The sequence below is a fragment of the Pantoea sp. USHLN256 genome, assembly GCF_037149875.1.
GTDB classification, from domain to species: Bacteria; Pseudomonadota; Gammaproteobacteria; order Enterobacterales; family Enterobacteriaceae; genus Pantoea; species Pantoea nemavictus.
In genome coordinates, this window is record NZ_JBBCQO010000002.1 from 729,379 (window position 1) to 752,288 (window position 22,910).

General features: G+C 55.8%; 17 protein-coding genes and 1 pseudogene. All 18 read left to right on the forward strand.

The window, feature by feature from the left end; all coding sequences use genetic code 11:
- Positions 1 to 73 precede the first annotated feature (73 nt).
- The 18 genes and pseudogenes from tssH to WFL93_RS08335 all read left to right on the forward strand — a co-directional run bounded on the left by tssH (position 74) and on the right by WFL93_RS08335 (position 22,903).
- Positions 74 to 2,674: a type VI secretion system ATPase TssH gene (tssH, locus tag WFL93_RS08250; protein ID WP_336777829.1), complete on the forward strand. Its 2,601-nt coding sequence runs from the start codon at positions 74 to 76 to the stop codon at positions 2,672 to 2,674.
- 35 nt (positions 2,675 to 2,709) lie between these two features.
- Positions 2,710 to 3,147 carry an inner membrane protein YiaA gene (yiaA, locus tag WFL93_RS08255; protein WP_336777830.1) on the forward strand — a complete coding sequence of 146 codons (438 nt, stop codon included), beginning with the start codon at positions 2,710 to 2,712 and terminating at the stop codon, positions 3,145 to 3,147.
- Between the two features lie 78 nt (positions 3,148 to 3,225).
- Entirely contained in the window at positions 3,226 to 5,607 is a 2,382-nt protein-coding gene (locus WFL93_RS08260) for a type VI secretion system Vgr family protein (protein WP_336777831.1), read from the forward strand.
- A 2-nt stretch (positions 5,608 to 5,609) separates the two neighbouring features.
- Entirely contained in the window at positions 5,610 to 6,416 is an 807-nt protein-coding gene (locus WFL93_RS08265) for a DUF4123 domain-containing protein (protein WP_336777832.1), read from the forward strand.
- Positions 6,413 to 6,931 carry a DUF3304 domain-containing protein gene (locus WFL93_RS08270; RefSeq protein WP_336777833.1) on the forward strand — a complete coding sequence of 173 codons (519 nt, stop codon included), beginning with the start codon at positions 6,413 to 6,415 and terminating at the stop codon, positions 6,929 to 6,931. The genes WFL93_RS08265 and WFL93_RS08270 overlap by 4 nt, the downstream gene beginning before the upstream one ends.
- Positions 6,922 to 7,464 carry a DUF3304 domain-containing protein gene (locus tag WFL93_RS08275; RefSeq protein WP_442955884.1) on the forward strand — a complete coding sequence of 181 codons (543 nt, stop codon included), beginning with the start codon at positions 6,922 to 6,924 and terminating at the stop codon, positions 7,462 to 7,464. Before WFL93_RS08270 ends, WFL93_RS08275 begins: the two co-directional genes overlap by 10 nt.
- Positions 7,452 to 9,854, forward strand: coding sequence for a T6SS phospholipase effector Tle1-like catalytic domain-containing protein (locus WFL93_RS08280; RefSeq protein ID WP_336777834.1), 2,403 nt, complete (start codon positions 7,452 to 7,454; stop codon positions 9,852 to 9,854). Before WFL93_RS08275 ends, WFL93_RS08280 begins: the two co-directional genes overlap by 13 nt.
- A 69-nt stretch (positions 9,855 to 9,923) precedes the next feature.
- Positions 9,924 to 10,181, forward strand: a complete 258-nt coding sequence (locus WFL93_RS08285; protein WP_336777835.1) for a PAAR domain-containing protein — start codon at positions 9,924 to 9,926, stop codon at positions 10,179 to 10,181.
- 164 nt (positions 10,182 to 10,345) lie between these two features.
- Positions 10,346 to 11,308, forward strand: coding sequence for a hypothetical protein (locus WFL93_RS08290; protein WP_336777836.1), 963 nt, complete (start codon positions 10,346 to 10,348; stop codon positions 11,306 to 11,308).
- The gene (locus WFL93_RS08295; RefSeq protein WP_336777837.1) at positions 11,301 to 14,705 is read left to right on the forward strand and encodes an ImcF-related family protein; all 3,405 of its coding nucleotides are present in this window, start codon (positions 11,301 to 11,303) and stop codon (positions 14,703 to 14,705) included. Before WFL93_RS08290 ends, WFL93_RS08295 begins: the two co-directional genes overlap by 8 nt.
- A 2-nt stretch (positions 14,706 to 14,707) precedes the next feature.
- A complete protein-coding gene (tssA, locus tag WFL93_RS08300) occupies positions 14,708 to 16,279 on the forward strand; it encodes a type VI secretion system protein TssA (protein ID WP_336777838.1) in 1,572 nt (523 codons plus the stop codon).
- Between the two features lie 62 nt (positions 16,280 to 16,341).
- Positions 16,342 to 18,096, forward strand: coding sequence for a type VI secretion system baseplate subunit TssF (gene tssF, locus WFL93_RS08305; RefSeq protein WP_336777839.1), 1,755 nt, complete (start codon positions 16,342 to 16,344; stop codon positions 18,094 to 18,096).
- Positions 18,060 to 19,127: a type VI secretion system baseplate subunit TssG gene (gene tssG, locus WFL93_RS08310; RefSeq protein ID WP_336777840.1), complete on the forward strand. Its 1,068-nt coding sequence runs from the start codon at positions 18,060 to 18,062 to the stop codon at positions 19,125 to 19,127. Before tssF ends, tssG begins: the two co-directional genes overlap by 37 nt.
- Positions 19,105 to 19,641, forward strand: coding sequence for a type VI secretion system lipoprotein TssJ (gene tssJ, locus WFL93_RS08315; protein WP_082204300.1), 537 nt, complete (start codon positions 19,105 to 19,107; stop codon positions 19,639 to 19,641). Before tssG ends, tssJ begins: the two co-directional genes overlap by 23 nt.
- On the forward strand, positions 19,638 to 20,093 hold the full coding sequence (gene tssE, locus WFL93_RS08320; protein ID WP_049853070.1) for a type VI secretion system baseplate subunit TssE: 456 nt from the start codon (positions 19,638 to 19,640) through the stop codon (positions 20,091 to 20,093). Before tssJ ends, tssE begins: the two co-directional genes overlap by 4 nt.
- 325 nt (positions 20,094 to 20,418) lie before the next feature.
- Positions 20,419 to 21,726: a sensor histidine kinase gene (locus WFL93_RS08325; RefSeq protein WP_336777841.1), complete on the forward strand. Its 1,308-nt coding sequence runs from the start codon at positions 20,419 to 20,421 to the stop codon at positions 21,724 to 21,726.
- A 4-nt stretch (positions 21,727 to 21,730) separates the two neighbouring features.
- A complete protein-coding gene (locus WFL93_RS08330; protein WP_007889789.1) occupies positions 21,731 to 22,342 on the forward strand; it encodes a response regulator transcription factor in 612 nt (203 codons plus the stop codon).
- 87 nt (positions 22,343 to 22,429) lie between these two features.
- Positions 22,430 to 22,903, forward strand: a pseudogene (locus WFL93_RS08335) (GlcG/HbpS family heme-binding protein).
- The last annotated feature ends 7 nt before the right edge of the window (positions 22,904 to 22,910 follow it).

Genomic DNA, 22,910 nt, shown 5'->3' on the forward strand with positions numbered 1-22,910 from the left:
AGACCTGCTGACCTTATGCGCTTCGGTACACGGCGAGGGGCGGTAGCGTGCCCCCAATCAGGAGAACTTTGCTATGGACAGTCAGTCAGCCGCCTTGCTGCGTCGCCTCAACCCTTTCTGCGCGCAGGCGCTGGAGGCTGCCGCGTCGCTGTGTCAGACCCGCGCGCACGCAGAAATCCAGCCGGAACACTGGCTGCTCAAACTACTGGAGCAGGGCGAGGGTGACATCACCGTCATCGCGCGACGCTACGAGTGGGATATGGACACCATCTGGCAGGATTTACTGGTGTTTCTCGACCGTCAGCCGCGCGCTGTGCGCGGGCGTCCCCAGCTCTCCGCTTCGCTCGAAAGCCTGTTAAAGCAGGCGTGGCTGATGGCGTCGGCTTCCGATAACGCCCCACAAATCCGCAGCATCCATCTGCTGATGGCGCTGGCCGAACAGCCGTCGCTGGTGCGCTGCGAAGGGCTGTGGCCGCTGCTCAGTCTACGCATGAGCCAGCTTGAGCGTTTACAGCCGATGCTCGAAGCGCAGTCTGAGGAGCGTGCGGAAGCGGAACAGCTGGAGATGCCCGTCAGCAGCCTCGAACAAACCGCGGCACGTGAAACCGAAACCCCAACCACCGAAGCCCTTGCCCGCTTCACCCGCGACGTCACCGCTGACGCGCGCAGCGGCAAAATCGACCCAGTGTTTGGCCGCGACAACGAAATCCGTCAGATGGTCGATATCCTGTCGCGTCGCCGCAAGAACAACCCGATTCTGGTCGGCGAGCCGGGCGTGGGTAAAACCGCGCTGGTGGAAGGGCTGGCGCTGCGCATTGTTGAAGGTAACGTGCCGGACAGCCTGAAGCCGGTCAGCGTGCATACGCTGGATCTCGGTATGCTGCAGGCCGGCGCGGGGGTGAAGGGCGAGTTCGAGCAGCGCCTGAAAAACATCATTATCGAGGTGCAGGCTGCGCCTCATCCGGTCCTGCTGTTTATCGACGAAGCGCACACCATCATCGGCGCGGGCAACCAAGCGGGCGGCGCGGACGCGGCCAACCTGCTGAAACCGGCGCTGGCGCGCGGCGAGCTGCGTACCATCGCGGCCACCACCTGGAGCGAGTACAAACAGTATTTCGAGAAGGACGCCGCACTGGAGCGCCGTTTCCAGATGGTCAAAGTCGACGAGCCGGATGACGATACCGCCTGCCTGATGCTGCGCGGCCTGAAATCCCGCTACGCCGAACATCACGGCGTGCACATCACCGATGCGGCGGTGCGCGCCGCCGTCACGCTGTCGCGTCGCTATCTCACCGGCCGCCAACTGCCGGACAAGGCGGTTGACCTGCTCGACACCGCCGCCGCGCGCGTGCGAATGAGCCAGGACACGGTGCCAGAAGCCATCACACGACTCAGAGCAAAACTCGACGCGCTCAATATTGAGCAGCGCGCCATCCTCGACGATGAAGCGCTCGGCGGCGCCATTCCGCAGGAGCGACTGGCCGACATCGCGACGCAGATTGCGTTCACTGATGAAGAGCTGGAAGCGCTGGAGCAGCGCTACGGCATCGTGCAGTCGCTGATGCAGCAGCTGCTGGAGGGGCGCAAAGACGCCAGCCAGCGCAGCGCCATCACTCAGCTCCAGACCGAGCTGGACACGCTGCAGCCCGGCGAGCCGCTGCTGACCGCTGACGTCGACGCGCGCATCGTGGCGGGCGTGATTGCCGACTGGACCGGCGTACCGCTCTCTTCATTAATGAAGGATGAGCAGGCGGAGCTGCTGACGCTGGAAACCCAGCTCGCGACGCGTGTGGTGGGGCAGGATGCGGCGATCAGCGCCATCGCCCAGCGCCTGCGCGCCGCCAAAACCGGACTCACTTCGGAAAACGGCCCGCAGGGCGTGTTCCTGCTGGTCGGCACCAGCGGCACCGGCAAAACCGAAACTGCGCTGGCGCTGGCCGATTTGCTGTACGGCGGCGAGAAGTCATTAATCACCATCAACCTCAGCGAATACCAGGAAGCGCACACCGTTTCCCAGCTGAAAGGCTCGCCGCCGGGCTACGTCGGCTATGGCCAGGGCGGCATCCTCACCGAAGCGGTGCGCAAGCGTCCGTACAGCGTGGTGCTGCTCGACGAAGTGGAAAAGGCGCACCGCGACGTCATCAATTTGTTCTATCAGGTATTTGACCGTGGCTTTATGCGCGACGGCGAAGGGCGCGAAATCGACTTCCGCAACACGGTAATTCTGATGACCTCGAACCTCGGCAGCGATGCGCTGATGCAGCTGCTGGACGAAACGCCGGACGCTACCGAATCCGACCTGCAGGAGTGCCTGCGCCCGATCCTGCGCGACCACTTCCAGCCCGCGCTGCTGGCACGGTTCCAGACGGTGATTTACCGTCCGCTGGCGCGCGACGCAATGCGCATCATCGTAGAAATGAAACTGAAGCAGGTCAGCCAGCGGCTGCAACGCCATTACGGCATCCGCACCACCATCGGCGAAGGTCTGTACGACATGCTCACCGACGCCTGCCTGCTACCAGACACCGGCGCGCGCAACGTCGACAGTTTGCTCAATCAGCAAATCCTGCCGGTGCTGAGCCAGATGATTTTGCAGCGCCGCGCCAGCGACACCTTGAGCAACTGCCTGACGCTGGACACCAATGAAGAAGGGGAAGTGGTCTTCATCTTCTGAACACGTGACGTTCTTTTTAATGACAAGGAGTGTGTATGAAAACACAAAATGTTCCCGTTTCACCCGCATTTATCGCGATTTCCTGGGTTGCCATGCTGGGCGGCATGCTGGTTTATCTGGCGGGCCTGTGGCGTGCAGAAATGCAGCTCAATGAAAAAGGTTATTATTTTGCAGTATTGATTCTTGGATTGTTCGCGGCGGTTTCGCTGCAGAAAACCGTGCGTGATCGACTGGAAGGTATCCCGACCACACACCTTTACCACATGGTTTGCCTGATGGCGTTCACTATTGCCGTGATATTGCTGGTTACCGGTCTGTGGAATGCCACTCTGATGCCGAGTGAAAAAGGCTTTTATGGCGTGTCGTTCTTTATGACGTTGTTTGGTGCCGTAGCGGTGCAAAAGAACACCCGTGACAGCATTCACAGCGTGTCTGACAGCACTGATGAAAACACGCAGGAACCTCAGGCCTGATCTTTCCGGGTTCTCCCGCTGCCGTCGCCGTGGCGGGAAAACGTTGACGCCATGAAGGCGATATAAAAGGATTTATTCATGAGTGATAACCCGCCCATTCCCTTTTTCAGCCACAATCATCATCTGCTCAAAGTTACCGACAGTACCTCATCGCTCGACGTGCTGAGCTTCGAAGGCGCAGAAGCGCTGAGCGCGCCGTTCAGCTGGATAATCATTTTCACCAGCACTGACAAGCACATCAGCCGCGAAGCGATGCTGATGAAAGCCGCGTCGCTGACGTTGCAGTCGTCGCAGCAGAGCCTCAGCGAATTGCTGAAAAAAAATGAACCGCTGCGCGTGGTGCAGGGCGTGGTCACCGGCTTTGATGCGCTCGGCGTGTCGGCTGACGAAGCGCGCTACGCCATTACGCTGCAGCCGCGCCTGGCGCTGCTTGCCCGCACCCGTCAGAACGCCATCTGGCAGGACATGTCGGTGCCGCAGATTGTCGAAGCCATCCTGCGCGACCGCCACGGCATGCGCGGGCAGGACTTCATGTTTAACCTCAGCCGCGACTACCCGAAGCGCGAGCAGGTGATGCAGTTTGACGAGGACGACCTGCGCTTCATCTCGCGCCTGCTGGCGGAGGTCGGCATCTGGTTCCGCTTCACCACCGACACGCGCCTCAACATCGACGTGGTGGAGTTTTACGACGGCCCGCAGGGCTACGTGACCGGCCTGACGCTGCCCGCCGTGCCGCCGTCCGGCCTGCACGACAGCGGCGTGGAGTCGGTGTGGGCGATGGAGAGCCGCTATCGCGTGGTGGAGAAAACCGTCAGCACCCGCGACTACAACTACCGCGATGCCAGCGCCGACATGAACGCGCAGGCCGACGTCACCGGCGGCGACGACACCACTTACGGCGAAGCCTATCATTGGGCGGATAACTATCTGCAGGCGGGCGAGGCATACAGCGCGAACCCCGCGACGGAAAGCGGCGCGTTCTACGCCCGATTGCGCCACGAGCGCTACCTCAACGGCCAGGCGCAGCTGAGCGGCAGGTCCAGCAGCGCGGCGCTGCTGCCGGGCGTGGTGGTGCGCGCCAGCGGCAGCAACGCGGCGGAGGTGTTCCGCAGCGGCGTGGTCATCACCGCGCTGGTCTGCCGCGCGGCGCGCGACAGCAGCATGGAAACCGCGTTCCACGGCATCCCGGCTGAGGGCCGCTACGGCTACCGTCCGGAACCCGCACCGCGCCCGGTGATGGCGGGCACCTTACCGGCGCGCATCACCAGCACCACCACCAACGATACCTACGGGCACATTGACCGCGACGGACGCTATCGCGTCAATATGCTGTTTGACCGCGCGGGCTGGGAGAGCGGCTTCGAAAGCCTGTGGGTGCGCCAGGCGCGCCCGTTCGCCGGCGACACCTACGGCCTGCATCTGCCGCTGCTGGCGGGCACCGAGGTGGCGATTGGCTTCGAGCACGGCAACCCGGACCGTCCGTACATAGCTGGCGTGCTGCACGATTCCTCGCGTGCCGACCACGTCACCATCCGCAACTACAAGCGCAACGTGCTGCGCACGCCAGCCAACAACAAGCTGCGCCTCGATGACACGCGCGGCCAGGAGCACATCAAGCTCAGCACCGAGTACGGCGGCAAGAGCCAGCTGAATCTCGGACATCTGGTGGACGGTGAGCGCCAGCCGCGCGGCGAAGGTTTTGAGCTGCGCACTGACAGCTGGGGAGCCATCCGCGCCAGCAAAGGGCTGTTTATCAGCGCCGACGGGCAGGCGGCGGCGCAGGGTAAAGCGCTGGAGATGAAGCAATCGATCAGCCTACTGAAAGGGGCGATCAACCAGCTTACCGAATGGGGAAGTGTTACGGAGACACACCGTAATTATTCGCCAGATGTGGAGCCACTGAAGTCTTTGCAGAAAAGCGCGGATGAACTTAAAGGTTCGGCCATGCTGCTAAGCGCGCCTGGTGGCATTGCTGTCGTGACGCCGGAAGGCATGTTGCTCAACAGTGGTAAAGGGCTGTATTTACAGAGTCAGGGTGAAGTAAACCTTGCCAGTGCACAGCGATTGTCAGCTAATGCAACGAAAGGAATATCGCTGCTTGCCCAACAGGAAGGTATGCGTTTGGTCTCGGCGAAAGGTCCGTTAGAGGTTGAATCTCACGCCGATACGCTTTCATTGACATCGCTAAAAGATATCAGCGTGCAGTCCACGCAAGGCCACCTGCAACTCACGGCCAAAAATGGCATTACTATTGGCTGCGGTGGTGCGTATATCAAGCTAACGCCAGCGGGAGATATCGAAATTCATGGACCGGGTTTAATTAGCCTGAAAGGCCAGCATGACTGGCAAGGGCCGGCCAGTGAGGATTTTCCTGCACCTGATTTGCCTTCATCAGTTTGTAAAGAGTGTCTCAAATTAGCTCAGCAGCGGGCGCAAGGCTTTGTGCCGAGGGAGACGTAATTATGGATAACATTAGTCACTGGTTGAATAAAGTCGAGCTGACTTGCCAAAAAATAGAACATGAGCACATTGATATTATTATTGATCAATGCGGTGCTGGGTTTTCCGTTATTCCGGCGATTAAAGCTTTTGGTTCCGAGATTAGATGGCATTCGCTTTATGAAGGATTGCCTGAGAACATCTATTTAGAAGATGCTCCACTATTAGTACGTATTAATCTGAAAAAAGAGCAGCAAATTATCTGGATGTATGAGCTTGCTCGTGAAGTCGCAAGCAATGCGCCTTTAATGGTAATAGGCTCCTCCTGGTCATTTGAAGACTTATCTGAATGGCTTGGGCAGTGTACAGATGCTAATCACGAGGAAAGACCAGGAATTTTTCGGTTTTGGGATTGTCGATTATTCCCTTTTTTATTTAGTCATATACTTAATGACGATCAGCAACAGGCTCTTAACAATCCTGCACTGTTCTGGAGTTGGTTAGATAGAGATGGAAAACCTGTTTTAAAACAGGGGGACGGTTCTATTCGAGAGAATGATGTACCTTGCCAGCCTTTCACCTTAACCGACCATCAATTTGAAAGCCTGATGTGTTTATCAGATGCGAAACAATATCTCCGATATCAACCGTTTCCTGAACATTACTTCAATTCAAAAGAAGCTGAGTTTTTTTATTCTTTTAATGGCATGTTAGATGCGACCAAAAATCATGTTCTCTTTGAAGAAAAAAGGTATGAATGGGTTATGAAAGGTATTGCTGAAGGTCGATTTATGAACGATTCTCCGCCAAATAATATGAACCCATTATGAAAGTCTTCTTATTAATTCTTGCTGGTTCTTTAATGTTACTTAAAGGATGCGATGATACTGATAGTTCTCGCGGTGGAGGAGGTTCGATTAAAGGTATCAATCACACTCACTGGGCAATCAATCATTTCAGTGTAAATAATCAATCTGCCATTGATATTATTGGTCCCTGGCAAGCCGGAGGTGGCGGTTGCTGTTTTGGTGTTTCAGAAAAATGGAAGCCAGGAATGACAGTGAAAGTGGATTGGCAAACAGGTGAGGCTTCCACTAAAGATTTTCCTAGCTTTGAAAATACCGAAAAATATCTCGCTTGGGAAAATATGATAAGAAGCAGTCACAGAAACATCACAAAAAATGCACCTTTACCAGATTACAATGGAGAAAAAACTTGTGGCATTACGGTACATTTTTTTCCTTGCGATAAAATAAAGGTGACAACCAGTTGTGGTGGTTATGGGAGCCCAAGCTATCCAATTAAAGAACCTATTGAAATGGAGGGGCCTACAGAGTGCAAATAACGAAAAATTTAAAGGTTGTTACATTATTTTTTATTTTCCTAAGCATTCTTTCCATCACGGGGTGTGATCGTGGTGATGATGCTCGTGGCGGAGGTGGTACAATTAAAGGAATAAATCATACACATTGGGCAATCAATCATTTTAGCGTAAATAATCAATCAGCAATTGATATCATTGGTCCCTGGCAGGGTGGTGGTGGGGGGTGCTGTTTTGGTGTTTCAGAAAAATGGAAGCCAGGAATGACAGTGAAAGTCGATTGGCAAACAGGTGAGGCTTCTACTAAAGATTTTCCTGGCTTTGAAAATACTGAAAAATACCGTGCATGGGAAAAGATGATAATAAATAGTCATAGAAACATCACGAAAACTGTACCTGTCCCAGATTACAATGGAAAAAAAACATGTGGCATTACTGTCCATTTTTTTCCTTGCGATAAAATAAAGGTGACAACCAGTTGTGATGGATATGGTAACCCTAGATATCCAATTAAAGAACCCATTGAAATGGAGGAGCCAAAGTCATGTCCAAAGTGAATTTAGATATTTCCTGGTACCCACCATTATTCCCAAGAAAAGGACGGCTGCCTACCAGATCTGTTTTGGTGGGCTATAATTGTAAGCAACAGGATAGCCTGGAATTGGCTTATCGGAATGAGCTTTGTAAAGTAGCTGAACGTAGAGTTGAGCCGCCTTGCTGCAAAACATTGCACATTAGTATTTTTTTCGATGGTACCGGAAATAATATCAATAATGATGTTTTTTTATCTAAAATAAAACATCCAACCAATATATCTCGATTATTTCGTGCCACTATTGGCCAGGGATACGCAGGTGGGGTTCCAGGTAATGGTGAAACACTGGTTGATCCTAAGGATACATCTGGGAATAAATACTATAAATATTATATTCCTGGTGTCGGAACTCCGTTTCCTGAAGTGATGGACCTTGATTACAGTACACCAGGACTTGCAGCGGCGACTTATGGTGAAGAAAGAATTAACTGGGCATTGATTCGAATTATCGATGCACTACGACGCACGCTGGGATTGCCTGAACTCTCCGATGCTGAGAGTTGGAAATCTGTAAAAGCGATGACGAGCAAAATCGTATCCAGTTCCGTACCCGGGTATTTCTCAAGATTGAGAGAGTTCAGAAAATTATTAAAAGATATCGAACCCAGTCTTAAGCTGGCACTACAACAACCTGAACCTGGAAAACCTAAGCTGTTAGGCATTAAGCTTTATGTCTATGGTTTTTCTCGTGGTGCTGCATCCGCTAGGGCTTTTATTAATTGGTTAGTCAGGCTCTTGCCGGGAGGATTGAACCAAAATGCAAAGCCGGAACTTTGTCTGACACTTGATGGAGCTGATTGGAAACTCCCTCTGAGTGTTGAGTTTCTTGGTTTACTTGATACGGTAGCCTCTGTTGGTGTGGCTCATATTTCTCCGTTTGCGGAAGGGCATATGGGATGGGCAGATGGTGCAATGGAGTTGCCAGATAACGGGTTGATTAAAAACTGCGTACATTTTGCTTCTGCCCATGAGCAGCGACTCTGTTTTCCAATGGATTCAATCTGTCGCCATGATGGAACCTATCCTTCCTATGCTAAAGAAGTTGTCTATCCAGGAATGCACTCGGATATCGGCGGCGGTTATCCACCGGGAGACCAGGGAAAAGCTAGTGGAAGTAATGGTGATGACCTATTATCTCAAATAGCCCTTAATGATTTGTATGCTGCTGCATTCTCATCCGGGGCCCCTTTGAAAGTAATTAAAGAATCACTACCCAATGATTTAGTCAATGATAAATGGAGAGCGCTATCAGCTGAGCAGGTCATTGAGTTTTCTACAACCGAGTCTCTGGCTGCTAAATTTAACAGCTGGCGGCAATTAACATTGAATATTTACAGTGATTACGAAGTTTCAGATGAGGACACCTATCAGTATAAACCTATTCGTTGCCCTGTTAATATTATAGAAGCTATAAATGATCAACTTGCTTGGATCACTGCATGGCGTATAGGTCGCTATGCAAATGGAAGTTATAAAACAATACGCTTTTACATCGATTCCGCCGCAGATGGAATGGACAAAGATAGCGCCCCCGATATTAGGGAGAAATCTGAATCAGAACGCGATAAAGCTCAAGCTAAAACTGAAGCTGAAAGAACAAAGCTAAGAATGTCACGCTGGGACAGTGAATATATCTCACTACCCCCCGGGATAAAGGACTTTGATCCTGCGTTGGGTCAAACGCAATTACGCGAAGCCGCGGAAGAGTTCCGTGCCGATTATCAGAAAAAACCTCGACCACGCACTGGTAATTATATTTTTCGTCTTGCCGATAGCCTAACTAGCTTTGTTTACATATTCAGTGATGATGATAAATCTGCTGAATATGAACGCATTAAAAAATCGGCTACCGATAAAGTTAAGATATTATTCTCATCACAAAACGATGACTCTGCTGCTAAAAACTTGGTTGTTGCATTGTTCGATGATCAGATACACGACTCCAGAGCCTGGTTTCTGCATGGAACCTTTGGTGACAGAGAACCTTGGGGAAGTTATTTCCTTTACCGCATGATCTACTTTGGTGAGGTGATGAGTAAGAACGTCACACCGATAATTAAATATGGTCGTTTCCTTGAGTGGCAAATGAAAAAAGCCGTTCCAGGGCTTGGCGTAGTGGTTGAACGTTATGAGAAAATGCCAACAGCTTCAGCCGAAGCTTCTGGTACATGCATCAACCAGAAAATCTCCCTGATAAATTCGTCGGAAAATCTTCAAGTAGAAAATACATCCAAATTACCCGTTCAGTTAGCGTTGACAAATACAGTTACAGGAAGTGATGCCATCCAGCATTCTATTAACGAGGAACAGCTTGTCAGCACCAAATCGGCGATAGCAGAGTTGTGGTCATAGCAGGCTTTAAACAGATAAGTAGTTAATAAATCCCTATCGAGATATCTGGTGTTAAGAAAAGGAATTCCAATGATACAAGTCATTCGAGAAGGCGATGCCTTATGGGAATTCGGCGGTAAAGTTCTGGCAGGACATTATCTCTGTTTTGGTAAAGGTATCGCCGTGGTCGGCGATCCGGTTCAGTGCAACTTTCACGGTATGAATTCGATTGCTGAAGGCAGTTCGTTGGCGAAAATCGATGGTCAGCCTGTTGCACTTCATGGCCATAAATGCGCCTGTGGCTGCACGCTGGTCAGTTCGTTTCCGGATTGCGGTATCGCATCGTGAGGCTGCCGCCTTCTTTTCCGCCGCGCCCTGAACCAGCATCGCTGAATAATAAGCGCTGGCTGCTTATCAGTGCCGCATTGTTGTCCTTCAGCTCTGCGGTAATCGCTTTACTCACACCGGAGGAACAGCGTGGACTGAACACTATCGCGGCGGCGGCGGTAATTATGATGCTGCTGTTAATGGCTTGGCTCACACGCATGTTGTGGTATCGCTGCGCCCGGCATAACAGCCGCTTTCATCAGCAACTGGTGGAGTACGAGCAGCAGCAGTGGTGGAGCCAGCATCGGCAGGCAATTGGTCTTCAGGACATCGTATTGCTTGGCCCCGCTGGAACGGAGCTACAGCATTGGAATCGGCTGTTGCTACGAGAGCATCGATCGCCGCACTCTGTATTGGAATCCAACGCTCAGGCACTGCGTTTACCGCAGATTTTCAGTAAAAGTCAAACCACGCGCGAAGCGCAACTGGCGCGTTTACTGGTGATGCAGTGGCGGGAACATAAAGCGGATACGCTGTTAACATCCCCAAGAGTTTGTTTCTGGCAGGGCACGCAGGATGCCTGGCAGGCTTTCATTCAACAGGCATCAGTGACCTTTCCTGAACTTTCATTACCGGAATATCCCGAGTGCTGGCTGGGAGAGGCTTCATTGTCGGCAATCGCAGAGAAGATGCCACATCTTACAGCAGAGCAAACTATTCTCGTCGCTGGTTGCGAATCGCATCTCGCCGTGGCGGATGCCGCTCTACCTGCTGGCGAAGCGGCGGTGCTCTGGTTGGTAGGCCGTGAAGGCGAGGTGCAGTTAACCCGTGGTGAAATCAGCGATGCGGGTGATGCTGACGCACTTTCCGCTGCCTGTTTACGCACCATGGAACAGGGCGAAATAAGCGAGCCGCCTGATGCCTGTTTGCTTTTCTCTCTGCCTGAAAATGATATGCCCGCTGCCAGCGGATGGAATCTGACGCACCATATTCAGGACGGTAACTGGGGAAACACAGGAAGTATGGAAGCGCTGGTTGTCATGTCACTCGCTGCACTTCATACGCAACAGCAAGGAAAACCCAGCGGCTGGATTGCACGCGATCCGGTTGCGGGTTACACCACGGGAATAGTTAAAACCTATGGATAAGGTTCAAAAGCCTGCCGCAATCTCACCGGTGGCCACCGCAGCACTCTTCTTTATCTTCATCACGTTAGCCGATCTCTTCGGCAGCGCACTCTGGTGGTGGCTTTCTTTACAGCTAACCACTGAGTGGGAGCAGCTTCGCCCGCTTCTGTTGGTCAGCTTTTTGGTCTGGATCATGGCGGGCAGCCTGGCCGTAATTTCAGTAATTGTCTGGCGTTTGTGGATCAAACGAACCGTCATTTCAGAACCTGCAGCATCTAAAAAAGCGGTTACGGAAAACAGTGCGCATGAGACGCTTCTGGCATTGCGCCAGCATCTCAGTGCGCGCTATGGCTGGTTGTGGCGCAAGAAAGTGCGCCTGCTACTGGTTACTGGCGAAACTGCCGCTCTTGAATCACTGATTCCCGGCCTGGTTAAACAGCAGTGGCTAGAAGGCGATGGCGTCGTGTTGATTCACAGTGCGAGTCTTGAGGCTGGGCAGAATGCAATGCTGGTTCAGCTCCTGCGCAAGCTGCGCCGCAGCCGCCCATTGGACGGCATTGTGCTGGTTAAGGATTCCAATTCCACTCTCACACCACAAAAAAGCGATGCGGCGATGCGCTCGCTGGATAAGATTGCCACCGCGCTGCGCTGGCGTGCGCCGGTGTGGATCTGGCAGCTCGGTCACAGTGACTGGCCGCAGCCAGAGCGTGAAAACAACGCGGTAGGCGCAGTGTTTCCGGCGAAAGCGCTGCCGGAAGATATAGCTCAACAGCTCGAAAGCCTGGTCGCTCCGCTGCGTGAACGCGGTCTGGCGCAGGTCGATCATAGCCTTAGCCACGACTGGCTGCTGCGTCTGTCGCAGCAGCTTGCCAGCGGTGAAAGTCAGGTCTGGCAGCAGCGCTTAGCGCCGTGGCTGGACCCGGCGCGTCGCAGTTTACTGCGAGGCTTGATGTTCAGCCTGCCGGAAGCAAAGCCTGCGCTGGACAGCGTGCATCCTCATGCATTATCCGACAGCGCGCTCTGGCAGGGAATCTCGTCAGACCGCGCCAGAGGGCGTCGCACCGGGCTGCCGTGGGAACAGACGCTGGCCTGGTCGCTGATGAGCCTGATGCTGCTCGCTGGTGCAGGCATGCTGGCCTCCTCATTGTTCAATCGTCATCAGATTGTCAGTGCGGCGGAAAAAGCCCAGGTACTGGTGAATTCAACGAAGGTTGACGATGCGCAGCTGATTGCGCTGCACGGCCTGCGTAATGACCTCGGGCAGCAGCAGCACTGGCTGGAGCACGGCGCGCCCTGGTATCAGCGCTTTGGCATTAACCATACGCAGCAGCTACATGATGCGCTGCTGCCGTGGTACGGCGTCGCGGCGCAGCGGCTGATCCACGAACCGGCGCGCATCGCGCTGGAAGAAAAGCTGACTTATCTGGCTGGTTTACCTGCTGCCAGCTCACTGCGCGCCACGCTGGCGCAGCCGGGTTATAAGCAGTTAAAGGCCTGGCTGATGATGGCGCGCCCGGAGCGTGCCGAACCGGCGTTTTATGCGCAGACCATGGCGACCGTTCAGCCGGAATATCCTGGCATTTCCACGTCGTTGTGGCAGACGCTGGCCCCGAATTTGTGGGCATTCTATGCCGCGTCGTTGCCGTCGCAGCCGGGCTGGCGCATCAAACTTGATGCGTCGCTGCTGAGTCAGGCGCGTCAGGTACTGCTGCTGCAGACCGGCCAGCGCAACGCCGAGATGACGTTGTATCAAAACGTCCTGCGCGACGTGCGCCGCAACTATACCGATTTGACGCTGGAAGACATGACGCCGGGCACCGATATGCGCCGGCTGTTCAGCAGCGAGGACATAGTGCCCGGCGTGTTTACGCGCCAGGCGTGGGAAGGCGGCGTGCGCCAGGAGATTGAGAAAGCGGCTAACACCCGGCGCGATGAAATCGACTGGGTGCTCAGTGACACCCGCAGCGCCGTGCCGCAGGAAATTTCCCCCGAGGCGCTGAAGGCGCGGTTAACTGAGCGCTATTTCAGTGACTTTGCCGCCAGCTGGCTCAACGTCCTTAACGGCATCCGGCTTAACCCGGCGCAGAACATTGCCGACGTCACGGACCAGCTGACGCTGATGAGCGACGTGCGGCAGTCGCCGCTGATTGCGCTGATGAACACGCTGGCATGGCAGGGGCAGACCGGGCAGCAGCGCGAGGCGCTGTCCGACACGCTGATCAATTCGGCCAGAGATCTGATTGGCCAGAAAGACAAGCCGGTTATCAGCCAGAAAGCCACCGGCCCCGAAGGTCCGCTGGATGTGACCTTCGGCCCGCTGCTGGCGCTCACTGGCAAAAACAGCGGATCGCAGCTGATGGCCGCCGACAGCAGCCTGACGCTGCAGACCTATTTAACCCGCATCACCCGCGTGCGCCTGCGTCTGCAGCAGGTTGCCGCCGCACCGGATCCGCAGGAGATGCTGCAAACTCTGGCGCAAACGGTTTTCCAGGGCAAGAGCGTTGATCTCACCGATACCCAGCAGTACGGCAGCCTGATGGCGGCGAGCCTCGGCGAAGAGTGGAGTGGATTCGGGCAGACGATGTTTGTGCAGCCGCTGACGCAGGCGTGGGAAACCATCCTGCAGCCGTCGGCGGTGAGCCTGAACGCGCAGTGGCAGCGCGCCATCGTGGAAAATTGGCGCACTGCGTTTGATGGTCGTTATCCGTTTGCTGCCGGGCAAAGCGACGCGTCGCTGCCGATGCTGGCGGAGTTTATCCGCCGCGACGCCGGACGTATCGACAGCTTTCTCAGCAGCCGCCTCGGTGGCGTGTTGCAAAAAGAGGGCAGCAGCTGGGTACCGGATGCGGCGCACAGCCAGGGATTGACCTTCAATCCTGCTTTCCTCAAGGCGGTAAATCAGCTGCGCGAGCTGTCCGATATTCTGTTTACCGACGGCACGCAGGGCATCAGCTTTGAATTGCAGGGCCGCGCTGCGCCGGAGGTGATTGAAACCCAGCTAATGCTTGATGGTCAGCCGCTGCGGTATTTCAACCAGATGGCGACGTGGCAGGCGATGCGCTGGCCGGGCGACAGCCTGAAGCCGGGTACGCTGCTGACCTGGACCGGTGTGAAAAGCAGCGCACAGATATACGGCGATTATCCTGGCACCTGGGGCTTTATCCGCTGGCTGGAGCAGGCGAAACGTGAGCGCCTCGATCGCAGCCGCTGGTTGCTAAGTTTCACCACGCCGGATAAACGCAGCCTGACGTGGGTGCTGCGTACCCAGATGCGCGACGGTCCGCTGGCGCTGCTACGTTTGCGTGGTTTTACGCTGCCGACAGAAATTTTCAGCGTGGATGCGGCGAGTGCTTCAGAAGCGATGGCCCCGCGTGAAACAAGCACGGATGACTTCACCACCAATATGGACGGAGCATAATAATGAGCGCGATGACCGAACTGGTGCACGCCTGCGGCGTGGATGAGTCTACGCTGAGAACCGATGCACAACAGCGCCGCAGCGACTGGGCGCGCTGGCTTAAACCAATCAGTCAAGCGTTGCCCGCCGGAGACGATCCGGCTTACGACGATCAGTTTATGCAGATCCGCGAAGAGGTGAACAAGCTTTCCGGCTTTGATACCGACGCCATTGCCCGCCTGGCTGAATCGCTGCTGACAACGGTAAGCAAGGACATCCGCGTGGTCACTTTTTACGCGTGGGCGCGCCTGCATCAGGACGGTGAGCAGGGGCTGGCGGAAGGACTGGAACTGCTGGCGGCCGCGCTGCATCAGTATGGTGACCAGCTTCATCCGCAGCGCAGCCGCAGTCGCCAGGGCGCGCTGGCCTGGCTCGGCAGCGCCAGAATGCTCGACAGCCTGACGCTGTGGCCGGAAGCCGATATCGCGCGGGTTTGTCGTATCAGCGGCGCGCTGTTGCTGATTGAAGATGCGCTCAGTGAAGATGAGCGTAACGGACTTCAGCCGCTGTTGCGTGCGCTGGAGTTGCGGCTGGCGCAGAACGGCGGAGCCAGCGCTATGGTGCCGCTTCACAGCCCGGCGCATGCGGACGTGGATGATTCAGCCCTTGCCGCACTCGCGCCGGTCAACTCCGGTGAAACGCTAAAGGCGCAGGCAAAAGTGCTGGCAAACTACCTGCGCGAGCAGCCCGGCGGCTGGCTTTCGGCACATCATCTGATGAAAAGCGTGCGCTGGGATACCATCCTCAATCTTCCCGCGCTCGGACCCGGCGGCAATACGCGTTTGCCACCGCCGAAACCCGATCATCGTGCACATCTCAAGCGCCTGTATCTGCAGCAAAGCTGGACGGAGCTGCTGGAACTGACCGACTCGCTGTTTGCGCAGGCCATCAATCACGTGTGGTTCGATCTGCAGTGGTACGCCTGTGAAGCGCTGAATCGTCAGGACAAGGGCGCGGCGCTGGCGAACATTGTGCAGCAGGATTTGCATGGGCTTTTATCAAGGCTGCCGGGACTGGAAACGCTCTCGTATTCAGACGGCACTCCGTTTGCCGATGAGGTGACCCGCAGCTGGATCGCGCAGAAAGTGATGGGCGATGTGCGCTTAACAGAGAGCAACGCGCCGTTTGCCGGGCCGGGCAACGACATTCTGTCGCTGGAAAGTGAAGCGGCGGAAAAAGCGGAAGCGGAAAGCGTCGAAGCCGCACTCGGCTGGCTGCAAATGCGTCCGGGCACCAGCAATACGAAAGATCAGTGGCTGCTGCGCCTGCTTATGGCGCGCGTGTGCGAGCAGTTTGGTAAGAGCGAAATGGCACTGCATCTGCTGGATGAACTTAACCAGCAGGCAGGTGCACTGACGCTTGCACAGTGGGAACCAACCTTATTATTCGAAGTGCGAGCCCGACGACTGAAGTTGCTGCGTGCCAGAGCGGCGCGTAGCGAAAGGGAACGCACGCGCATTCAACCGGAAATGGACGCGCTGTTGTCCGGCCTTATCACGCTTGACCCGGTCAGGGCCGCCATCCTCTGCAGCTGACATCCGCCTTTCAACTTTCTGCCGCCTGATTCACTCCGCCGGCACATTACTTAGTGAATACCATGGACGACTTAACCCTGCGTTATTACGACGCTGAAATGCGCTACCTGCAGGAAGCGGGCGAAGAGTTCGCCCGCGCGCACCCTGAACAGGCGGCGATGCTCAATCTCGACAAAGCCGGTGCCCGCGACCCTTACGTTGAACGGCTGTTCGAAGGCTTTGCCTTTATGGTCGGTCGACTGCGGGAAAAGCTCGACGATGACCTGCCTGAGCTCACCGAAGGGCTGGTGAGCTTGCTGTGGCCGCACTATCTGCGCACCATTCCGTCGATGTCGGTGGTGGAATTCACGCCCGACTGGCGTGAGATGAAGGAACCGATGCGCCTGGCGCGCGGCTTTGAAGTGATTTCACGTCCGGTGGGTGAAAATGGCACGCGCTGTCGCTACACCACCACGCGTGAGGTGCAGGTGCTGCCGCTGGCGCTGGAGTCGGCAAAGTTAAACACCGATGCCGCCGGCCGGTCGATGATCCGCCTGCGCTTTAACGGCGGCGCGCTGGCCGACTGGAGCCGCATCGATGTCAGCCACATTCCACTCTATCTCAATGCCGATGCGCCGCTGGCCTGCGCGCTGCACGAAGCATTGACGCTTAACGTCGCCAGCATCGCACTGCGTTTGCCAGGCGAAACCGACAACCGCCGCTTCGACGGGCACTTCAGCGCGCAGGGCTTCAGCGAGGAGGATCGGCTGTGGCCGGGCGATGAGGGCAGCTTCAGCGGCTATCAGTTGCTGCTGGAATACTTCACCTTCCGCGAGAAGTTTATGGCGGTGAACCTGCGCGGGCTGGAGCAGGTGGCGCTGCCCGCCTCTCTGCCGTGGTTTGAACTCGACGTGGTGCTGGCCCAGCGCTGGGAGCATGATTTCCAGTTCAGCGAAAAACATCTGCGCCTCAACGCCGTGCCGGTGATTAATCTGTTCGCGATGGAATCTGATCCGCTGATGATCAACGGATTACAGACCGAGTATATGCTGCGACCGATGCGCGTGCAGGACGGACATACTGAAATTTACTCGGTGGATTCAGTGATTTCCTCGAAAGGTCTGCCGTACGTACCGTTCAGCAGCTTCCGCCACAAAGGCGGCATGCTGCGTCACGACGCGCCGGAACATTACTATCACACGCGCGTGCGGCGCGGCCCGTCCGGGCTGCATGAAACCTGGATGATCCTCGGTGGCGAAGCCTTTGATAATCACAGCCTGCCGGAGAACGAAAGCCTGTCGGTGAGCGTCACCGGCACCAACGGCCAGCTGCCGCGCCGCGCGTTGCAGAGCACGCTGCTGGATACCGCGGTGAGCAGCACCGACGTGGCGATGCAGGTGCGCAACCTGTGCGCGCCGACGCTGCCGTGCTATCCGCCCAATCGTGATCGTTTTCACTGGCGCGTGCTGAGCCATCTCGGTTCCAGCTTCCTGTGGATGATGGATAACGCCGAGGTACTGCGCGGCACGCTGGCGCTGTATGACTGGACGCACAGTGAAATGAACTGCCGTCGTCTGGAGGCGATTCTGCACGTTTGCCACAAAGAGACCGAACGCTTTGAGCAGGGTTATCTGCTGCGCGGCGTGCAGATTGAAATTACCCTCGACAGCAGCGGCTTTGCCGGCAGCGGCGATATCTGCCTGTTTGGCGAAATGCTCAGCCGCTTCTTCGCGTTGTATACCGATATCCACCTGTTTAACCGTCTGATTTTAATCCTGCAGCCAACCGGAGAGCGCCTCGAATGGGAAGAGAAGCACAATCGCCGCATCTCCGGCTGACGCCACGGCTGGAGCAGGAGCTAACACGGCTGAACTTTTACCGCTTCTGTCAGCTGATAGAGCATCAACACAAAGATAAGCCGCCGCTGGGCAGCACTAATAAACCGGAAAACGACGCGGTGCGGCTGCTGCCGCATCCCGGCATGGGTTTTCCGGCTGGCGAGCTGAAAGCGGTTGAATACCCTGAAACCGATGCCGCCGCGCCGCCGGTGGTGCGCACCACGTTTTTGGGTTTATACGGCGTGGATTCGCCGCTGCCCGGCAGCTATATCGATGACATCACCCAGCGCGATGAAGGGTATGAAGCGCTGCAGGGTTTTCTCGATATTTTCAATCATCGCATCCTGACGCAGTTTTATCGCATCTGGCGCAAATACTCGTATCCGGCAACTTTTGAAGCGGGCGGCAGCGATAAGACCTCGCAGTCGCTGCTCGGGCTGGTGGGGCTGGGTATTCCGGGCACCGGCAGGCATATCGCCACGCCGGTTTCGCGCTTTCTGGCGTTACTCGGCGTCATGCGCCAGCCGGGCAGAACGGAAGAGGGCATTCGCGCGCTGGTGCGTTTACTGGCGCCTGGCACCTCGGTTCGCGTGCAGCCGCACTGTCTGCGCCCGGTGCCGGTAAGCCATCCGCTGGAATGCGAGTTCGTACTCGACGGCAATGCGCCGCTCGGCGAAGAAGCGATGGATGCTAACAGCCAGCTACTGATTGAACTGCAGACCGCCTGCCCGGATGAGGCTCATCGCTGGCTGCCGGATGGCCAGCTGTATCAGGACTTTCTGGTGATGCTGCGGGTGTACCTTGGCTGGCGCTATCGCGCGCGCATCCGGCTGTGTCTTGATACCCAACTGCTGGCCCCGCCGGAACTGGGCGATGCGCCGTTCTGGCTCGGCATGACCGGCGTGCTCGGCGCGGACCACGGGTGCAGCGATATCCCCCAAACCTTTACCACTGAACTGGGCTGCTATGCAGGCATGAGCCCGGTCAAACCCTGCGAGGAGCAGCGACGTGTCAGTTACCACTTTGATTAACATTATGATGTGCAGCGCACTGTTGCTGCTTGGCGGCTGCGGTTTGCAGCAGAAAGTCACTGATGGATCCGTTGCGGCGTTTGACGCGATTTTCCACAAGCAGATTAAAACCCTGCACCTTGATTTCAGCGCGCGCGCAAGCCTCAACAGCGACAGCCGCGAGCATAATCCGCTGTCGCAGCCGGTGATGGTGCGCGTGTTCCAGCTCAGCGAGCGTAAGGCGTTCGACGGCGCGGTATATCAGCATCTGACCGGCGATGCGGCGGACGTGCTCAAGTCAGAACTCCTCGCCGATCGCGATGTGGTGCTGACGCCGGGCGGCGACGTGTCGCTGAATATGCCGATGGAAAAAGAAGCAAAATTTGTCGCGGTAGTCGCACTGTTCCAGCAGCCGGATATGATGAAAAACAGCTGGCGGCTGGTGCTGGAGCGCAACGATTTGGATCCGGATAAAGCACGCGTGATTGAGTTAAGCAGCAACAGCCTGCGCCTGATCAGCGAGGCAAAACCATGAGTGGCGGCAATCATCAACCTTCGCTGTATGAGCTGCTGAAAGGCAGCTTTTCTGGTGGTCTTGAGCTGGATCGCGTCAAGGAGCAGGATCAGGTGATCCTTTCCGTGCTCGATAATATGCAGCGCATCCTTAACACCCGCGCCGGATCGTTGTCGCATCTCCCCGATTACGGCCTGCCCGACATGACGCGCATCCTGCAGGGCATGCCCGGCACCGCGCATCAGCTGCTGTATACGCTCTCTGCGGTGCTGCTGAAATACGAGCCGCGCCTGAAGCGCCTTGACGTGGTGTTACTGGAACAGAATATGCCCGGCGAGCTGCGTTATGCCATTGATGCCGAACTTAAAGAGATCGGGCTGGTTCGCTTCGGCACCGAATTTATGCCGGAAGGCCGCATGCTGATCCGCCATATGAAACAGCAGCACTATCTGGATGCCCGTGCACCCCTTTGAGCCAGCACCGAATACAGCAATGGCTTCATCTCAACATCACTATCTAACGACCGGCGTAGAGCCCTGCTCATGGCATGCAGCCTGGATTGCCGTAATGCTAAAATCTTACCTTCACCATCCATAGCAAGATCCACTGATAATTATGGTCAATCCAGGTAGACTTCTGAAAACCATAGCAATCCAGGGAAAGTCATTGAATCCCTATACGGCGCGGGTTACAACGTTTGACTTAACTCGTTAAGAGCTGACCTCCTCGCTATGCGTAATGGAGGTTTTTTTGACTGCAGAGCGATGGAAATTTATGCCTCACACTTACCGACCATGGATGAAAAGGTATTGGCTGGTCTGGCTGTTGTTAACGTTGATCACCTTGATCGCACTGTTCGCCGATCAAATTTTGCAGCAACAGCGCGCGGGCGAAGCGCATTTTAACCAACAGTTTAATCGACTCGCGGCCTATCAAACGCAGAATGAAACGCTGTTGCCGTTACTGACCGGTGACGAAGATCTTGCCTTGTTACAGTCGAAATTTCCGCAGCTGGTTTTGATCGAACACACGGTGAATCGTGCGTTAACAGCGCCGCGTTTTGAAGAGGTCAGCGGCGGTCAATACTGGCTTTACAATCCCTATCGTCAGATACGCATGCTGGTGGATTTGCATTTTGCGCTGCAAACCTCGGACGTGGCGCTGGCACTGGCCTTTCATATTCATGCGCCAACGGCGATTCAGACGCCAAACTATGATGCAAATGCCCGCTGGCAATGGCAGCGACCGTTCATCAATCACTATCAACCGTTTTTACTCAAAGGCAGCGCTAATCCTGATCTGCGCGCGCTGCATGCGCTGCCGTTTATGTTGGCGCTGCTATTGTGGCTGGTGATCGGCGGACTCGGCTGGTGGCTGCTGCGCCACTGGCGCCAGCACATAGAGATGCGTTTGCGTGCCGACTATTTTCAGCGCACGCGTCGCGAAGCCTTGGGCGAGTTCACCGCGGGCATTATCCATGAAATTAATCAGCCGCTGACCGCAATCAACACCTGGCTGCACAGCAGCCAACTGCTGCTGAAACAGGGCAAACACGAGAATCTGCCGCAAGCGCTCAATGCTATGAGTCTGCAAACCGAGCGCCTTGCGGGATTGCTGCAACGTTTTCGCGACATCGTCAGTGAACGTCCGGTGGCAATGACTGCCGTTAGCCCCGAAGCGGTATGGCGGCGCGTGACGCTCCTGCTGCAGCAGGAGCTGGATGATGGTGATGTGGCGTTGCGCCAGCAGTTTCAGCATGGTCAGGCGAAGGTGCTCAGCGATCCCCAGTGGCTGGAGCAGGTGTTTCATAACCTGCTGCAAAACGCGATTCACATGCAGCAGGGACGCCCGGATGCGTGGGTGAACATTGCATCGGAACAGGTTCCGCAAGGTATCAAAATCATCATCAGCGATAACGGCCCGGGTTTCTCTGCGGAAGGATTAGCGCAGGCCTGTATGCCGTTTTATAGCTCGCGCGCCAACAGCATGGGATTAGGCATGACGCTGGTCGAGAGTTTGATGTTACGTATGAATGGCCAGCTTAGGCTGGGGAATCGCGCTGAGGGCGGCGCGGAAATCACCTTAATTTTCCAACTGGCGGAGTAAAGGAATGGGCGCGAAGGTTTGGTTAGTGGACGATGATTTATCGGTACGGGAATCGCTCGGTTTTCTGCTGAAAACACTGGAATACGACGTGGCAGATTTTGCCGATTTGGCCTCGTTTGAAGCGGCCACTCAAGCGCTGGAGCCGCTGCGCGGCTGTTTGCTGTTGGATGTGCGCATGCCGGGCATTAGCGGTCTGAGCTGGCTGGCGGAGCAGGGCGATCGTCATCCGCTGCTGCCGGTGATCATTATGACTGGCCACGGCACCATTGAAGCCTGCCGTCGCGCGTTTCGTCAGGGCGCGTTTGAGTTCTTCACCAAGCCGCTGGATATTGAACCGCTGCTGGAAACCATTCACCAGGCGATAAACGAAAGTGAGCAGCGCGCGCAACGTTGGCAATCGCAACAGGGTTTGCAGGCGCGGTTTGCGCTGCTCTCCGCGCGCGAAAGTGAAGTGATGCAGTTGATGATTGCCGGGCAAACCAGCAAAGAGATCGCGCGGGATTTATCGCTGTCGCCGCGCACCGTTGAAGCGCACCGGGCTGCGGTGTTTGCCAAGCTGGAGCTGAGTAATCTCGCCCAGCTGATTCACGCCTGGCAGCAGCTAAACCAGGTATAACTACCAGGCCGAACGCGTAATCGCCCGAATATTTCTTTCCCGCTCTGCACCGTAAAGTGTCACTCATCAACTATTCAGGAGTGACCCATGAACATTCGCCTTTCTCTGATTGCCGCTGCGGCGGCCTTTGTTTCCTTCGGTAGCCACGCGGCATTTACCGAATCCAACCTTTCGCTGGAAGATGCACAGAAGCTGGCAAGCGCCGCGATTCAGTCGTGCGCAGCGAAAAACTATAACGTTACCGTGACCGTCGTGGATCGCGCTGGTCTGGTTAAAGCCGTGCAGCGCATGGATAACGCCGGTCCGCATACCGTCGAAGCCAGTCAGATGAAAGCTTAAACCGCTCTGAGCACCAAAAATCCAAGCGGTAAAGTGATGGAAGCGGCGCAGAACAATGCCGGTGCGCAGAATATGCGTGATATTCCAGGCTTCCTGCTGCTGGCTGGCGGTGTGCCAGTGAAAAGCGGCGATCAGGTGATTGGCGCGATTGGTATCGGCGGTGCGCCGGGCGGTAATCTGGATGAAGCCTGTGCGATGGATGCGCTGAAAGCGATTCAGTAATCGTTTT

What these genes read in the sequence shown, in the direction of transcription:
- tssE (WP_049853070.1), top strand. Translation starts at nt 19,638, where the DNA reads ATGAGTGGCGGCAATCATCAACCTTCGCTGTATGAGCTGCTGAAAGGC.
- WFL93_RS08295 (WP_336777837.1), top strand. Translation starts at nt 11,301, where the DNA reads ATGGATAAGGTTCAAAAGCCTGCCGCAATCTCACCGGTGGCCACCGCA.
- yiaA (WP_336777830.1), top strand. Translation starts at nt 2,710, where the DNA reads ATGAAAACACAAAATGTTCCCGTTTCACCCGCATTTATCGCGATTTCC.
- tssA (WP_336777838.1), top strand. Translation starts at nt 14,708, where the DNA reads ATGAGCGCGATGACCGAACTGGTGCACGCCTGCGGCGTGGATGAGTCT.
- WFL93_RS08280 (WP_336777834.1), top strand. Translation starts at nt 7,452, where the DNA reads ATGTCCAAAGTGAATTTAGATATTTCCTGGTACCCACCATTATTCCCA.
- WFL93_RS08325 (WP_336777841.1), top strand. Translation starts at nt 20,419, where the DNA reads ATGAAAAGGTATTGGCTGGTCTGGCTGTTGTTAACGTTGATCACCTTG.
- WFL93_RS08290 (WP_336777836.1), top strand. Translation starts at nt 10,346, where the DNA reads ATGATGCTGCTGTTAATGGCTTGGCTCACACGCATGTTGTGGTATCGC.
- WFL93_RS08330 (WP_007889789.1), top strand. Translation starts at nt 21,731, where the DNA reads ATGGGCGCGAAGGTTTGGTTAGTGGACGATGATTTATCGGTACGGGAA.
- tssG (WP_336777840.1), top strand. Translation starts at nt 18,060, where the DNA reads ATGGGAAGAGAAGCACAATCGCCGCATCTCCGGCTGACGCCACGGCTG.
- WFL93_RS08265 (WP_336777832.1), top strand. Translation starts at nt 5,610, where the DNA reads ATGGATAACATTAGTCACTGGTTGAATAAAGTCGAGCTGACTTGCCAA.
- tssF (WP_336777839.1), top strand. Translation starts at nt 16,342, where the DNA reads ATGGACGACTTAACCCTGCGTTATTACGACGCTGAAATGCGCTACCTG.
- WFL93_RS08260 (WP_336777831.1), top strand. Translation starts at nt 3,226, where the DNA reads ATGAGTGATAACCCGCCCATTCCCTTTTTCAGCCACAATCATCATCTG.
- WFL93_RS08270 (WP_336777833.1), top strand. Translation starts at nt 6,413, where the DNA reads ATGAAAGTCTTCTTATTAATTCTTGCTGGTTCTTTAATGTTACTTAAA.
- WFL93_RS08285 (WP_336777835.1), top strand. Translation starts at nt 9,924, where the DNA reads ATGATACAAGTCATTCGAGAAGGCGATGCCTTATGGGAATTCGGCGGT.
- tssH (WP_336777829.1), top strand. Translation starts at nt 74, where the DNA reads ATGGACAGTCAGTCAGCCGCCTTGCTGCGTCGCCTCAACCCTTTCTGC.